We start from the raw sequence: 938 nt of genomic DNA, 5'->3' as shown, positions 1-938 counted from the left end.
ACAAAACCTGCTCTCACTCTCTCTTGAGCCATTGCCGGATCTGCTCGGCAGCTACATCGCGACCTCCCAACCCAAAAGCCAACGCCACCGCCACGGCAATCGCCCCCAGAACCAGACCAAAAGCCAACACCACAATGTCGGTGGCCACGCCCATCTGCTGCAGGGCCATGGCGCCAACAAAAACCAAGATAGCCACCCGCGCCGCCTGGGCCAGTACCCCTGAGGAAGGGCTACCCAAGCTCTTGATCATAGAGTGGGCCAAATTGGCCAAATAAAGACCGATCCCAAACACCAGGGCGCCGATGAGCACCCGACCGGAAATCAGCAACAGCCCCTGCACAATGTCGGTTAGGGCGGCAAACTGCAGCAACTCCACTGCCGGCACCGCCCCAAACAAGACCACGCCTACCCAGACCACCAAGCCGGCGATCTCGGAGGGAGTGCGACGTTTGGCAGCGGGATCCCCTTCAGGCTCAGGAGCAGCGGCCAGGGGCAAGCCCAGCCCCGCGACCAGACGGTCAAAACCCACCGCCTGCAGCAACTGGGTTACCAAGCTGGCCAAAAATTGCCCCAGCAAGTAAAAGACGGCCAGGATCAAAGCGGATCCCGCGATCAAGGGAATGGCCCGCAACACCTGCTCCAGCATCGCCACCGCCGGATCGGAGATGGCCCGAATTTCCAAGGCATTCAGCGCCGCAATCACCGCCGGGATCAACACCAAGACATACACCACCGTCCCGACGATCTGGGCCAACTGGGGAACGCCAAAGCGTGCCCCCAACCGATTTGCCCCTGCTGCCACCAACAAATTGGAGACGATCCCACGCACGATGCGGGCCAAAAACCAGCCCACTGCACCGATGATCAGCGCTCCCAAAATCCGCGGCACCATCGACAGCAACTGATCCAGCAGGTTTTGCACCGGCTGCAGCGGCCCC

1 protein-coding gene is annotated in these 938 nt (G+C 61.2%); it reads right to left on the bottom strand.

The window, feature by feature from the left end:
• Positions 1-13: 13 nt before the first annotated feature.
• On the bottom strand, positions 14-938 hold a 925-nt coding region (locus NW820_RS12780), incomplete at its 5' end, for a mechanosensitive ion channel (RefSeq protein WP_414407690.1).

The sequence above is a fragment of the Synechococcus sp. R55.7 genome, from assembly GCF_047461955.1.
Classification (GTDB): Bacteria; Cyanobacteriota; Cyanobacteriia; order Thermostichales; family Thermostichaceae; genus Thermostichus.
Note: the sequence above shows the minus strand (reverse complement) of the source record. Positions and strands in the feature narration are given on the sequence as shown.